General features: G+C 38.0%; 14 protein-coding genes and 2 tRNA genes. 11 read left to right on the top strand and 5 right to left on the bottom strand.

The window, feature by feature from the left end; all coding sequences use genetic code 11:
- Nucleotides 1-155 precede the first annotated feature (155 nt).
- From tolQ to BZK14_RS06495, 9 genes are all read left to right on the top strand, one after another.
- Nucleotides 156-863: a protein TolQ gene (gene tolQ / locus BZK14_RS06535; protein WP_077925742.1), complete on the top strand. Its 708-nt coding sequence runs from the start codon at nt 156-158 to the stop codon at nt 861-863.
- Nucleotides 863-1,300: a biopolymer transporter ExbD gene (locus BZK14_RS06530; protein WP_077925741.1), complete on the top strand. Its 438-nt coding sequence runs from the start codon at nt 863-865 to the stop codon at nt 1,298-1,300. Before tolQ ends, BZK14_RS06530 begins: the two co-directional genes overlap by 1 nt.
- A 2-nt stretch (nt 1,301-1,302) precedes the next feature.
- On the top strand, nt 1,303-2,259 hold the full coding sequence (tolA, locus tag BZK14_RS06525; RefSeq protein ID WP_077925740.1) for a cell envelope integrity protein TolA: 957 nt from the start codon (nt 1,303-1,305) through the stop codon (nt 2,257-2,259).
- A 114-nt stretch (nt 2,260-2,373) separates the two neighbouring features.
- Nucleotides 2,374-3,801 carry an efflux transporter outer membrane subunit gene (locus tag BZK14_RS06520; RefSeq protein ID WP_077925739.1) on the top strand — a complete coding sequence of 476 codons (1,428 nt, stop codon included), beginning with the start codon at nt 2,374-2,376 and terminating at the stop codon, nt 3,799-3,801.
- A 49-nt stretch (nt 3,802-3,850) separates the two neighbouring features.
- Nucleotides 3,851-3,927, top strand: a tRNA-Pro gene (locus BZK14_RS06515).
- A 60-nt stretch (nt 3,928-3,987) separates the two neighbouring features.
- Nucleotides 3,988-4,206 carry a translation initiation factor IF-1 gene (infA, locus tag BZK14_RS06510; protein ID WP_077925738.1) on the top strand — a complete coding sequence of 73 codons (219 nt, stop codon included), beginning with the start codon at nt 3,988-3,990 and terminating at the stop codon, nt 4,204-4,206.
- A gap of 110 nt (nt 4,207-4,316) precedes the next feature.
- Complete coding sequence (rph, locus tag BZK14_RS06505; protein WP_077925737.1) at nt 4,317-5,033, top strand: ribonuclease PH; 717 nt, start codon at nt 4,317-4,319, stop codon at nt 5,031-5,033.
- Nucleotides 5,034-5,035: 2 nt separating this feature from the next.
- Nucleotides 5,036-5,746: a DNA/RNA nuclease SfsA gene (sfsA, locus tag BZK14_RS06500; RefSeq protein ID WP_077925736.1), complete on the top strand. Its 711-nt coding sequence runs from the start codon at nt 5,036-5,038 to the stop codon at nt 5,744-5,746.
- Between the two features lie 38 nt (nt 5,747-5,784).
- A complete protein-coding gene (locus BZK14_RS06495) occupies nt 5,785-6,393 on the top strand; it encodes a hypothetical protein (protein ID WP_077925735.1) in 609 nt (202 codons plus the stop codon).
- Here BZK14_RS06495 and BZK14_RS06490 read toward each other — a convergent pair whose 3' ends face one another.
- Nucleotides 6,394-7,149, bottom strand: a complete 756-nt coding sequence (locus BZK14_RS06490) for a class I SAM-dependent methyltransferase (RefSeq protein WP_077925734.1) — start codon at nt 7,147-7,149, stop codon at nt 6,394-6,396.
- Nucleotides 7,150-7,208: 59 nt separating this feature from the next.
- Between BZK14_RS06490 and BZK14_RS06485 the strand changes: the two genes are divergently transcribed.
- A complete protein-coding gene (locus BZK14_RS06485) occupies nt 7,209-7,820 on the top strand; it encodes a lysogenization protein HflD (RefSeq protein ID WP_077925733.1) in 612 nt (203 codons plus the stop codon).
- A gap of 3 nt (nt 7,821-7,823) precedes the next feature.
- Here the strand turns inward: BZK14_RS06485 and BZK14_RS06480 are convergent, their stop codons facing one another.
- A complete protein-coding gene (locus tag BZK14_RS06480) occupies nt 7,824-8,777 on the bottom strand; it encodes a KamA family radical SAM protein (RefSeq protein ID WP_077925732.1) in 954 nt (317 codons plus the stop codon).
- Nucleotides 8,778-8,816: 39 nt separating this feature from the next.
- Between BZK14_RS06480 and miaA the strand changes: the two genes are divergently transcribed.
- On the top strand, nt 8,817-9,749 hold the full coding sequence (miaA, locus tag BZK14_RS06475) for a tRNA (adenosine(37)-N6)-dimethylallyltransferase MiaA (protein ID WP_077925731.1): 933 nt from the start codon (nt 8,817-8,819) through the stop codon (nt 9,747-9,749).
- Here miaA and BZK14_RS06470 read toward each other — a convergent pair.
- The 3 genes from BZK14_RS06470 to BZK14_RS06460 all read right to left on the bottom strand — a co-directional run bounded on the left by BZK14_RS06470 (nt 9,733) and on the right by BZK14_RS06460 (nt 11,674).
- Nucleotides 9,733-10,695 (bottom strand): TAXI family TRAP transporter solute-binding subunit, encoded by a 963-nt coding sequence (locus tag BZK14_RS06470; protein ID WP_077925730.1) that lies wholly within the window; start codon nt 10,693-10,695, stop codon nt 9,733-9,735. The two genes, miaA and BZK14_RS06470, sit on opposite strands and share 17 nt — an antisense overlap.
- A gap of 11 nt (nt 10,696-10,706) precedes the next feature.
- Nucleotides 10,707-11,537, bottom strand: a complete 831-nt coding sequence (locus BZK14_RS06465; RefSeq protein ID WP_077925729.1) for an alpha/beta fold hydrolase — start codon at nt 11,535-11,537, stop codon at nt 10,707-10,709.
- Nucleotides 11,538-11,597: 60 nt separating this feature from the next.
- Nucleotides 11,598-11,674, bottom strand: a tRNA-Asn gene (locus BZK14_RS06460).
- Nucleotides 11,675-11,814 lie beyond the last annotated feature (140 nt).

Here is an 11,814-nt window from a genome sequence, read left to right as displayed (position 1 = left end):
TCTGTGGCAAAGCTCACAGCAACACGAGTTTGTTTTCAGCAATTAATTTATCGCAATGAAGAATTATTAGTATCTGGTCTAGTTGAACTAGTTTGTTTGAATACTGAAACCCGTCGTCCCATCCCTTTACCATCATTATTTTCATAGGAAAAATCATGAACGCACACTCACAATTGAGCCTTTGGACATTAGTTGTCGAAGCAAATATCATTGTGCAAATCGTAATGCTATTACTCGTTTTGATGTTGATCTCTGTTAGCTTTATTGCTTGGCGAAAATGGATTTTGTTAAAGCTTGCTTTACGTGATGCCAAAAAATTTGAAAGTAAGTTCTGGTCAGGCACAGATATCCAAGAGTTATATAATATGACGAGCCAAAAGAAATATACAGAAGGTATGGAGTATATTTTTGTTTCAGGTTTTCATGAATTTAATCGTTTACGTACAACGCCAATTTTTTCGCCTGAGTTTGTGGTGGAAAATATTCGTCGCGCAATGGAAGCCAGTGCACAGCGTGAAGAGAATACTTTACATAAATCACTGTCATGGCTGGCAACAACAGGTTCAGTTGCACCTTATTTTGGTTTGTTTGGTACAGTGATCGGTGTGATGAATTCGTTTGTTGCCTTAGGTGCGGTGAAGCAGGTGACATTATCACAAGTGGCACCTGGTATTGCTGAGGCATTGATTGCGACAGCGTTAGGTTTATTGGTAGCGATTCCTTCAGTGATGATCTATAACTCGTTTGTGAATACCATTCAGAAAATTTCAGATCATTATGATGTGTTTATTGAAGAATTTGCGAATATTTTGGCGCGTCAATATGGTCAAATGCAATTACAACGTCAAAACGGAGCGCAATAATGCGTCGATCACGTAAAAAAGGTGGCAAAGGCTTGCAGGCCGAAATGAACATTGTCCCTTATGTGGACGTAATGTTTGTGTTATTAACAATATTTATGGTAACAGCAACGACAATCTCTGTAGGGATAGATGTTGATCCGCCCAAAATGGAGTCAAGTACAGCTATTGCTGCAGAGAATGATGATGTGATGTTGGTGATTTCTGTTAATAGCGATGGAGAGTTTTTCTTCAATCATGCAGAGGATCCGAATAGTCCGTTGTCAGAACAGAAAATTATAGACTTGGCAACACAGATGTTCTCGGAGAACCCTAAAATACAGGCCTTGGTCAAGGGCGATAAATTAGCACCTTATGGCAAGGTAATTGATGCGATGAGTTTGTTACAGTCTATTACGCAGCAAAATGTTCAATTAATGACCGCCCCTATGGATGAATAATTATGAATATGCGCCCAAGATCTTTGATTGCTAATATTGTAAGTGGGTCTTTAACCGCCATGATTGTAATTGGTTTAGGTTATTTTATTTATGAAAAACATGATTCATTTTCTTTATTTGCACCTGCGAGCAAAATAGAATCTAATATTTCAGGCGCACAAAAACCTGTTGCTTCCGAGCGCATTGATGAAGAGCAAGTGGAAAATGAGATGAATCGCATAGCAGAAGAAAAGCGCAAAGTCGAGGAAAAACGTAAAGCTGAAGAGGCTCGTAAAAAGGCTGAAGCAGAAGCTAAACGCAAAGCAGAAGAAGCGCGTAAGAAAGCCGAGGCCGAAAAGAAACGTTTGGCAGAGTTAGAAGCGAAGAAAAAAGCAGAAGCCGCTGAGCAAAAACGACTAGAGGAAATTGCTTTAAAGAAAAAACAAGCTGAAGATAAGAAAAAAGCTGAGGAAGCAGAAAAAAAACGCCAAGCCGATGAAATAGAGAAAAAGCGTCAGGCAGAAGCTGATAAAAAAAGAATAGAAGAGGAGAAGAAGGCAAAGGCTGCGGCTGAAAAGAAAGCAGCTGAAGAAAAACGCGCTAAAGAAGTTGCTGCGGCAAAAGCAAAGGCTGAGGCAGAAGCTAGAGCTACTGCGGAGGGTTTGAGTGCATTGAATGATGCGAGTTACCAGTCGATGTTAGCAGCTGCTTTTAGAGATCAATGGAATATTGGGATGGATGCTATTGGTTATACAGCTGTAGTTGCTATACGCGTGGATAAGACAGGCAAGATTTTGGAGATTGTAGAATCCCAATCTTCTTGGAGTGGTAATGATGCTTTTGATAGTAATGTGCGTAGTACTGTGTGGCGTGTTGGCCGAGTACCAGTACCGCAAAACAAAAATGGGGTTGAACAGTTAGCTAAACAGGTCTTATTGATTAATTTTGATCCAAAAGACCAAGGGTTGTCATATTATTGACAACAAGGTTGTCATAAATAGTATAAAATCAGTGGTTTCTTCTCATGAAGTTGTTATACTTTTTTAAGAGAAGAATATCAATAAACTAAATTTAAAACTTGGAGTTACGACTTTATGAGAAAGTTACCTCTTTATATGGTATTAACAGCCGTTCTAAGTGCTTGTTCGATGGCACCAGATTATCAACGTCCACCTTTACCAGTTGCGGATAGTTTTCCGAGTGAGCCTGTAAAGGCAGAAGAGCTTCAAGTGAAAGCTGCGCAAATAGGATGGAAGGAATACTTTAAAGATCCTCGTTTACAAGAGTATATTGGAGCTGCGCTCATCAATAATCGTGATTTACGCATTGCTATGTTAAATGTTGAGCAAGCTCGTTTATCATATAACATTACAATTAGTGATCGTTTGCCAGGCATTAATGCGCAGGGTGGATATAGTCGCTCCCAGCAAGGGAATGGCGGCCCAATTAATTCAGGCTACCAAATTAACGCAGGTATTTCAGCGTTTGAGTTAGACTTCTTTGGCAAATATGCATCATTGAGTGATGCTGCAAAGGCTAAATATTTAGCAACTGTAGAAGGGCAAAAAGGTGCTCACATTTCTTTAGTTGCACAAGTTGCGCGTAGCTATATTCAACTGAGAACAGCTGAAGAGCAATTGAATTTGTCTCGCATTACAATGCGTACATATAATGATTCTTATCAATTAGTGAAGCAGCAAGTTGAAGCTGGTATTGCAAATGATTTGGACTTAGCGCAAGCAGAAGCACAATTATATTCATCTAAAGTTTCAGTGGCAGCAGCAGAAAAAGCAGTTGTTCAATTGAATAATGCATTAGATTTAGTTGTGGGGAAAGCAATTAAGCCTGCGGCTAAAGGTTATGCGATCAGTAGTCAAAACATCTTAGGTAAATTGCCAGCAGGATTGCCATCAGAGGTGTTATTAGCGCATCCTGATGTAATGGCTGCAGAATATCAATTGATGTCTGCTAATGCTGATATTGGTGCGGCTCGTGCGGCTTTCTTCCCAAGTATCTCATTGACGACGACTATTGGTTCAATGTCGACGGATTTTTCTGATTTATTTAAAGGTCCATCTCAAACTTGGAGTTTTGCGCCATCCATTTCTATCCCAATTTTCAATTGGGGCAAAATTAAGTCAAATTATGACTTATCACAAGTTCGTAAAGAGTCGAGTATCGCATCTTATGAGAAAGCCATTCAAACTGCATTTATGAATGTGGCAAATGGTTTGCAGTCACAACAACCATTACAAAGACAATTGGGGGCGCAGATTAAGCTTGTTTCAACAACCAAAGAAAGCTTACGTTTAGCTCAGTTGTTATACGATAATGGTATTGCAAGTTACTTGAACGTATTGGATGCACAGCGTTCGCATTTCCAAGCAAGAACAGGACTATTAAGCACATACCAAGAAAAAATACTCAATGGTATTGATTTGTACACAGCATTGGGTGGCGGTTTGTATGAAGATACAGTGAATGCGCAATCGGATGAACCAATGTTTGTCGAGGCAAAATAAGTCCTTAGATTGCAAAATTATGTAGAAACTGTATAATACTCGCTCGAAACGGGGTATGGCGCAGTCTGGTAGCGCACTTGCATGGGGTGCAAGGGGTCGTAGGTTCAAATCCTGCTATCCCGACCAAATTTAGCCTTAAGGTCATCTTAAGGCTTTTTTCATTGAAATCTTTATGAATGGGAAATTATGTCTAAAGAAGATCATATTGAAATGGAAGGAACAGTGATTGAAACACTTCCTTATACAACATTTAAAGTAGAATTAGAAAATGGTCACGTTGTGACTGCACACTTGTCAGGTAAAATGCGTAAAAACTTTATCCGTATTTTAACTGGTGATAAGGTGCGAGTAGAATTGACACCATACGATTTGAGCAAAGCTCGTATTGTTTTCCGCGGTCGTTAATTTATCATCAATTGATCGCCTAAAAGATTAGCTGAATCAGCATCGCTTTTGCCATAATAATCATATAATATGGCTAGTCTTTATTCGTCTTAAAAATATAAAGGTAATTCATGCGTCCATCTGAACGTGCATTTGATGAAATGCGCAAAATAGAATTCATCCCTCATTATACAAAACATGCAGAAGGTTCTGTTTTAGCATGCTTTGGTGAAACCAAAGTTTTATGTACAGTTTCATTTGAAAACAGAGTGCCATCTTTTATGCGTGGCGAAGGTCGTGGTTGGATCACTGCTGAATATGGCATGTTGCCGCGTTCTACACATTCTAGAATGCAACGTGAAGCTGCGAAAGGCAAACAATCTGGTCGTACACAAGAGATTCAGCGTTTGATCGGCCGTTCACTACGTGCTGCGGTTGATTTGGAAAAGTTAGGTGAAAATACTTTAACTATCGACTGTGATGTGATTCAAGCAGATGGTGGGACGCGCACAACTGCAATTTCCGGTAGTTTTTTAGCATTGCAATTCGCGATTGATAAATTGATGAAAGAAGGTGTTTTAACAGAAAATCCAATCATTTCTAATATTGCTGCCATTTCTGTTGGTATTCATAAAGGTAATGTGATTGCTGATTTGGAATATGTTGAAGATTCAGAAGCAGAAACAGATATGAACGTTGTGATGAATGCGGAAGGTCGTTTTATTGAAATTCAAGCGACGGCTGAGGAAGCAGCATTTTCTGAAGAAGAGTTTTCACGAATGTTAAAGTTTGCCAAAAATAGCATTTATCAAATCATTGAAAAACAGAAAGAGTGCTTCAATCAGTAATTATGGAATTCAAGGCTCCTTTACATAAAGCAACCCTCATTAAGCGCTATAAGCGCTTTTTGGCTGATATAGTCACAGAAAATGGTGATGAAATAACAATTCATTGTGCTAATACTGGCTCTATGATGAATTGCATGGTGCCCAATGGTGAGATTTGGTATGAGCCATCTTCCGATCCTAATCGTAAAACAAAAGGTAGTTGGATTTTATCAGCAACACCGCAAGGGCGATTAGCTTGTATTAATACGCATTTAGCCAATACCTTAGTTGAAGAAGCTTTGTATGACGGTGTGATCACTGAATTGGCAGATTTTACAAAGTTAAAGCGCGAAGTGAAATATGGCACAGAAAATTCCAAAATAGATTTTTATTTAGAATATGAAGATCGTACTGTCTATTTGGAAGTCAAAAGTGTTACTTTGGGGTTTGATGATAGCAATATTGCTGCCTTTCCTGATGCAGTTACAATAAGAGGGGCTAAACATTTGCGCGAGTTGGCTAATGTACAAGCGGATAATATTGAAGCTTATATTTTATATTGTGTGAATTTATCCGGTATAGAGGGTGTTCGTGTTGCGAGTGAAATCGATCCCGCTTATGCTGCAGCATTTGAAGAAGCGATTACCAATGGTGTGAAACCATTGGTATATGGTACACAGATTTCTAATGAATCAATCAGAATTTCACATTCATTGCCTTTCATCCATAATTAAATATGATATCTCTATAGTAGAAAAAGTGAGGATTGCCCATGAAAAAGAAGAATGTTCAAAAATCTTTAAAAGGATTGGGTGCTTGTTATGAGATTGATCATAAAGCCATTTGCCGTGCGTTAGGAGAAGAATCTCCAGAACTATTGAAGGTCTATGGTGAAGAGAATCCTGTGGGTTCATTTGTATTCTTTAGTGATAGTGGGATTCGCTTTATTCCATCACCGAATAATAGTGGCGTCTTATTTAAAATGGCTCAGCCACTTTTTCAAGAACAGTTGACACAAATGTTAGAGATTATTTTAAGAAAAATCCCTGAATATTTGATGGCAGAAGGCATCGAGCGTCAAAGCTATGATCAAAATATGGCAAGTTTGCGTGAGCTATATTTAGCGTTACTAATTGATATAGAAGCTTTACGTGGTAATACGGCGCCAACTTTAGATGTTGAAAGCCATTTTGCAACGCAAGCAATTAAAGAAGCCGCTAGTTTTGTTGGTGTTTTGAGTGATGAATATGGTATTACAAAGCAAGCTATCGCTTATAGTGATCATAATGCTATTAAATTAGAGTTGGTTTCACGTGAAGAAGTGGGATTGACGACAACTAATACGGATTTGCCGTTCAATCCCGGTGAGACAGTTCATTAGTTATAGTCTGTAGGCTTCTACTGTAAAAATTTCTGTTTCATTAGTGACTACTTTTTTGTGTTGGTAATCAGCTGAGATTGTGATTTCTGTAAATCCAGCCTCTTTCAGTAGTAATTGAATTTCTTCAATACCTAGCCATTTCAAGCGGAACGTTTCAAGTTCAGTTGTTGTCAATTGATTGTTTACCCAATGTTCATAACGATGTATATAAGTGGCGACTTGATGGGCATAATCAATATGTGATTCTGTCATTGTCAATGTGATTTTTTCCACGGCAGATAACGTAAATGTTTTAATATTGGTTCTACCTAATTGAAAGTTATTCTGAAAAAATAGATCAAAGATAAGCTTGCCATTGGGATTGAGGGCTGCGTAAAACTTCTGAAGTGCAAGTTTTATTTCATCATAATCTGTCATCAGCAAAAAAGTGCCAGAGGGAATAATGATGGCATCAAAAGCTTGGTCATAATTAAAATTAGTAAAACTGGCCTGCTGAATAATGTTTGTTGGTAAATTTACGGCTTGTAAATTTTCTTCGCAGTAACTGAGCATCTCTTTAGAGAGATCAAATCCCTGAATGTTATAACCTTGTTGTAATAAGGGGATCATAATTCTGCCTGTACCAACAGCAGGTTCTAAGATTTGGCTTGCATTGTTGAGTAATCGAGATTGATAATATTCAAGATCGCCAAAGCTTTTGCCAATAGGTTTATCAAAGTTGTAAACTTGTGCAGAGAGAGATTGGTAACTATCCATATTTTCCTATGTCATAATGTATGATATTAATCATTGATGAAAAAAATTTTAGGTAGTGTATGACAAATGATTTAAGAGGACAAACAATTGCATTAGCTGGCGTTATGCAAAGTGCAATTTTAGTGGATCGTTTAGCAAAGCAGCAGCAATATTCAGAAGCTGCTGCTCATGGTTTGGTTTATAGTATTTTTGAAACTGATCCTCAAAATATCGAGAGTGTTTATGATGGCTTATCAAATTTGAAAGTTGGTTTCCAAGCTTTGGGGAATCCGCGTAATTTACCTAAAGATGCCATGGTATATTTTACAAATATGTTAAAGTTACAAAAACGCTTACGGGAGCATTCATCCTATTTGAATATTATGGGTAGTGGGATAGAGAATGTTAAAGGGCGTTTAGTTCATTTTCCAATGATGCATGATAATATTCAAATGGCATTAGCAGATTTATATACTCAAACAATCAGCAAATTATCACCACGCATTTATGTTAAAGGTGATCCGAGTGTTGCAATGACAGAATCCCATGCTGCAAAAATCAGAACATTGCTACTAGCTGGCGTGCGTTCAGGTATTTTATGGCATCAGGCGGGAGGAACGACTTGGAATCGTATTATGCAGTATCATAAGATTATGGCAGAAGCTAGCCGATTAACTTATGAGATTGAATGATGATTAAAATAAAGGCTTTTTGCCATGAGGTATCTCTTGAATGAGTACAGGCACGCAAATGCCAGAGAGCTTCAAGCGTAACTCGCGGATTAACGCAACTGCTTTCTCTTCTTTGACTCGAAAATGACTTGTGCCACGTGCAAAATCTAATTGGTGCAAGTAATAAGGTTTAATGCCAACGGCAATGAATCTGCGCATTAAGTTTGCCAATGTCTCAAAGTCATCATTAATACCTTGCAGCATCACTGATTGAGAAATTAGCATGACACCATTTTTCTGTAAGCGTTTCATGGTTACAGCAACGTCATTGGTTAGTTCATTGGCATGGTTGGCATGAATCACAATGGTGATAGTTTTGCCTTTGTCTTGAATAGCTGTGAATAATGCTAGTAATTCGTCTGTAATCATTTCAGGTGAAACTACAGGAATTCTTGTGTGAATACGGATATTTTGAATATGTTCAATATCAGCTAAGCGATGCATAATATTAGTTAAGCGATTCACGGATAGAATCAGCGGGTCCCCGCCTGTTAAAATAATCTCCCATAATTCAGGGTGCGTTTCAATGTAGTAAAATGCATCATTAAGTTCATCCTTACTGAGAGATTCACCATATTGCCCAATCATCTCTTTGCGAAAGCAGAAGCGACAATATACTGCACATAATTGTGTGACTTTTAATAATGCGCGATCTTCATAGCGATGCACAATGCCCGTTACAGGTGTGTAAGGAATATCACCAATGGGATCACCCACTTCATCATCTAAAATGATGGATTCATGAATAGATGGGATGAATTGTTGATAAATAGGGTCTTTCTCATTATTTTTTAATATAGCTTGCATAGCAGGCGAAACTCTAATTTGGAAATGATCAGCCACAGAAGATAAATCTTCTGTATTGTTGATAATTTTTGCGTTATGTAAATCTTTAAGAGTTGTCCAGTAGCGAGCCATGAGCGATAATAGAGCCAGTTGATAATCAAAGTGAGTATTATGCCAAATTTTCCAGTTATTTTCTTGATGGGACCAACTGCGTCCGGTAAAACTGATACCGCGCTCTATTTAGCAGATCATTTTCCATGCCATTTAATTTCCTGTGATTCAGCATTGATCTATCAGGATATGGATATTGGGACAGCGAAGCCCAGTAAAGAGATACTCACAAGTTATCCACATGCGCTTGTGGATATCTTATCTCCAATGGAACGATATTCTGCAGAACAATTTAGGCAAGATGCGCGTGCAGAGATCGAAAAAGCTCGAGTATTAGGCAAAATGCCAATCATTGTGGGCGGAACATTTTTATATATGAAATCCTTAATCGAAGGTATTTCACCGATTCCTGAGGTGAAAGCTGAGGTTAGGGAAGCTGTGATTGCTAGGCATCATGCAGAAGGTATTGAGCCTTTGTATAAAGAGTTACAACGATTAGATCCGGTCAGTGCGGAAAGATTAGCACCTGCAGATACTCAACGTATTTTACGAGCTTTAGAAGTTGTATTAAGTTCAGGGCAAACTTTAAATGACTTTTGGAAAATGCCACCGAAAGAGGCATTAGAATACCCTTATTTGAAATTTGCGTTAACGTATCAAGATATTCAGCGCGCCAATCAATCGATGGAAAAACGTTTTCATCAAATGATTGATGATGGTTTTATTGCAGAAGTTGAGTATTTAAAAGCAAAATATCCTGAATTGAATGGTGATTATCCATCACAACGTGCTGTTGGGTATCGTCAAATTTGGGATTATTTGGATGGATTGATGACAAAAGATGAAGCAATTGAGCGCGCGATTATTGCAACGCGCCAATATGCAAAAAGGCAACGCACATGGCTGCGCAGTGAAGAAAATGTAACATTGGTCAGCGTGGAGTCATCCGATCATCATGTGGCCATTTATAATACGATCACTCAGCAAATATAAGGTTTTCATTGTCTTGTTCATTGCTTGTTCGTTCTCGTAAGATATCGATTAGCTTTTGCCCTAAAGGATGCAAAGGAATAGGTTTTAGATCATAACTGTCTAGGATGCTTTGGGGTGTAATATTGGTGCGTAATGTCGTTAGATTAAGCTCCGTATTGATATGTTCTAAGCTTTCACAAACGGTATCTACTACATCTTGGTTAGGATTAGTAACTAGAATAGTGCGAGAGCGCAATGTTTGAATATCTTCATCGATACGCCAATATAGCCCTTTGGAGATAGTCGCAGGATATAAACCTGGTGTAGATTTCATGACTTTTTGAGCTTGCTCATTAGTAAAAGATAAGATTTTACCATCACAGCTTGTTGTTAATTCTCGTGCAAGTGCGCTGGATGGTGCTGACATGATCATAACGCCATCGATGGAATAATTGCAAAAGAGCTCAGATAGTTGTTCTCGTGTTTGACTAATGGGGAAATAAATATCCTTTTCATTGAGCCCCAGAGATTTAGCCAATGGTTTACCTCGATATTCTTTAGTAATCCAATCTGTAACGCCAATAGTACGATCTCTGAAGCTATTGGGGCGATTTAAGGCTAATTCATGATTGCCAACAACAATAAGGTATTGTTGGTACATCGGGGTCATAACAATAGGTTGTTTTTTCTTTCGCTGATTAGCTAGTAGGACTTCTTCGGGCATCAGCGCAACTTGGATGTCATTGCTCATTAGTTTATCCCAAATTTGTTCAGCATCGATATATTCTGCAGTACAGTGGTTATTGGGATGGTCAGCTTCAAATCCCAAGCAGACTAGGTTGGAAGCTTCTTTTGTAATTTCCAAAGTATCACTATAACCAATCACTATGCTATGTAGTGTTTTACCTTGGGCAATGTATAAGCTACTGGTAAATAGGAGTAAACTGAGTAAATGCTTCATTGTCATAACGCTCGCAATTAAGATATGAATGATTGCAGAATCTGATAATATTTTTCAGGTTCTTCTAGCATGGGATTGTGCCCACTTTTATCAAAAATAATAGGAGCTATATTAGCGTTACGGCAGATATCATTCCACAAAGATATTGGGGAAACTAAAAAATCGTACTTGCTCAAGATTAATAGTATTGGTTTGTGCCAAGAGCTAAGAAACTGAGCAGTATTAAACTTTGCAAATTCGATACCCCATAAATGATTAATTGCAGGCATGTTGTTAGGTACATTATCCCAAAGATAAGCACCATCATAGGTGAAATCATAAAAGCTATGGGCCTGCATACGAATATTGATATGAGAAAAGCGATTGGCAGGATCATTGCGAATATCATCCTGTAATTTTACAATTTCTGAATAAAAGTACTCTTTGCGTTCCGGTGTGGCGGTTGATTCAAAATAAGCAATACTACCATCTTGGCGCTCTTGTGTGTTAGTGGGAGCGAGATTGGATAAGATGATACCTTTGACGTGTTGAGCATGCTGTTCTGCATATGCCATTGCCATAAAACCATGGCCAGAATGTCCCAATAAGAACATTTCTTCAATATTTAATGCCACTCTAATTTTTTCAATATCATTCACAATATCTTGTAATGTGTGTGCTGTGTGATTTGTTGGCGCTTTGACAAAGCCTCTGTGGTCAATAAAGATTAAATGAAGGTTTTGGAATAAAGCATGCTGAAATAATCTTGGGTAATAAATTGCACTACCTAAGATAAAAATAGGTGTTTGATTTTTAGGACCAGTCTGCTGGTAATTTAATGAATAATTATCAATGGTCATTGATTGCATATCTGTGCCTTACAATATTTTGAGCAAAAAAAAACCTAGCTAGGCTAGGTTTTCTTAATTTGGCTCCTCGACCTGGGCTCGAACCAGGGACCCCTTGATTAACAGTCAAGTGCTACTACCAACTGAGCTATCGAGGAATTAAGGATTCGCATTATATATGTTGAGATAACTTTGTCAAACTTTTTTTGAATGAAATTATAGAAAATTTATTTGGTTGTATATATAACAATTAGTTATTAGCATAAAAATATCAAGGAACAAAATGATATTTTTTTCT

The sequence above is a fragment of the Wohlfahrtiimonas larvae genome (genome assembly GCF_002006755.1).
In the GTDB taxonomy this organism is placed as follows: domain Bacteria; phylum Pseudomonadota; class Gammaproteobacteria; order Cardiobacteriales; family Wohlfahrtiimonadaceae; genus Wohlfahrtiimonas; species Wohlfahrtiimonas larvae.
Note: the sequence above shows the minus strand (reverse complement) of the source record. Positions and strands in the feature narration are given on the sequence as shown.

Excerpts from the sequence above, each read along its gene's own strand:
- tolA (WP_077925740.1), top strand. The coding sequence starts at position 1,303 with ATGAATATGCGCCCAAGATCTTTGATTGCTAATATTGTAAGTGGGTCT.
- sfsA (WP_077925736.1), top strand. The coding sequence starts at position 5,036 with ATGGAATTCAAGGCTCCTTTACATAAAGCAACCCTCATTAAGCGCTAT.
- rph (WP_077925737.1), top strand. The coding sequence starts at position 4,317 with ATGCGTCCATCTGAACGTGCATTTGATGAAATGCGCAAAATAGAATTC.
- BZK14_RS06495 (WP_077925735.1), top strand. The coding sequence starts at position 5,785 with ATGAAAAAGAAGAATGTTCAAAAATCTTTAAAAGGATTGGGTGCTTGT.
- BZK14_RS06470 (WP_077925730.1), bottom strand. The coding sequence starts at position 10,695 with ATGACAATGAAGCATTTACTCAGTTTACTCCTATTTACCAGTAGCTTA.
- BZK14_RS06465 (WP_077925729.1), bottom strand. The coding sequence starts at position 11,537 with ATGCAATCAATGACCATTGATAATTATTCATTAAATTACCAGCAGACT.
- BZK14_RS06480 (WP_077925732.1), bottom strand. The coding sequence starts at position 8,777 with ATGGCTCGCTACTGGACAACTCTTAAAGATTTACATAACGCAAAAATT.
- BZK14_RS06530 (WP_077925741.1), top strand. The coding sequence starts at position 863 with ATGCGTCGATCACGTAAAAAAGGTGGCAAAGGCTTGCAGGCCGAAATG.
- BZK14_RS06520 (WP_077925739.1), top strand. The coding sequence starts at position 2,374 with ATGAGAAAGTTACCTCTTTATATGGTATTAACAGCCGTTCTAAGTGCT.
- miaA (WP_077925731.1), top strand. The coding sequence starts at position 8,817 with ATGCCAAATTTTCCAGTTATTTTCTTGATGGGACCAACTGCGTCCGGT.
- BZK14_RS06490 (WP_077925734.1), bottom strand. The coding sequence starts at position 7,149 with ATGGATAGTTACCAATCTCTCTCTGCACAAGTTTACAACTTTGATAAA.
- BZK14_RS06485 (WP_077925733.1), top strand. The coding sequence starts at position 7,209 with ATGACAAATGATTTAAGAGGACAAACAATTGCATTAGCTGGCGTTATG.
- tolQ (WP_077925742.1), top strand. The coding sequence starts at position 156 with ATGAACGCACACTCACAATTGAGCCTTTGGACATTAGTTGTCGAAGCA.
- infA (WP_077925738.1), top strand. The coding sequence starts at position 3,988 with ATGTCTAAAGAAGATCATATTGAAATGGAAGGAACAGTGATTGAAACA.